Genomic DNA, 762 nt, shown 5'->3' with positions numbered 1-762 from the left:
CAAAATCTATGAAATGTCCTTTACTCATGGAGTTGCCGATGCTCCACTAAAAATTGTCGGTGATTGCGGCGAAGAAAGCTGAACAGAGATCAGGTTTTTACCAAGTTCTGAAACCTTTACCATGGTTGAATTTGATTTCGAAACCTTGGAACGTCGTTTACGGGAATTGGCTTTTTTGAATTCTGGTGTGCATATCCTTCTTGTCGATCAACGCCATGCCGACATCAAATCCGTTGAATTGCATTATGAGGGTGGATTAACTGAATTTGTCAAATATATTGACCAATCGAAAAAAGCGCTCCTCGATCATCCTATTTATATTACAAGTGAAAAAGATGGGATGAGCGTTGAGGTTGCTTTATGGTGGAATGATTCCTATCATGAAAAAGTCCTGTGTTTTACCAATAATATCCCTCAGCGTGATGGGGGAACCCATTTGGTGGGTTTCCGCAGTGCTCTTACACGCCAAATTAATGGTTATGCTGAATCTTCAGGCATTGTAAAAAAGGAAAAAGTAAACCTCACCGGTGATGACTGCCGCGAAGGACTCACTGCTATTCTTTCCGTTAAAGTTCCCGATCCAAAATTTTCTTCGCAAACAAAAGATAAATTGGTTTCCTCTGAAGTGCGGCCTATTGTTGAAAATTTGGTGAATGAAGGTCTCTCTGCATGGCTAGAAGAACATCCTAATGAAGCAAAAATTGTTACAAGTAAAGTAGTGGAGGCTGCGGCTGCTCGTGAGGCTGCGCGCAAAGCACGTGA

The 762-nt window shown here is 41.7% G+C and carries 1 pseudogene; it reads left to right on the top strand.

Annotated elements, in window-relative coordinates:
• A pseudogene (locus ACFINZ_RS10590) lies at positions 1–762 on the top strand (DNA gyrase subunit B); the annotation flags it as partial.

Origin of the sequence: Bartonella sp. AA81SXKL (genome assembly GCF_042196945.1) — a bacterium.
GTDB lineage: Bacteria > Pseudomonadota > Alphaproteobacteria > Rhizobiales > Rhizobiaceae > Bartonella.
Note: the sequence above shows the minus strand (reverse complement) of the source record. Positions and strands in the feature narration are given on the sequence as shown.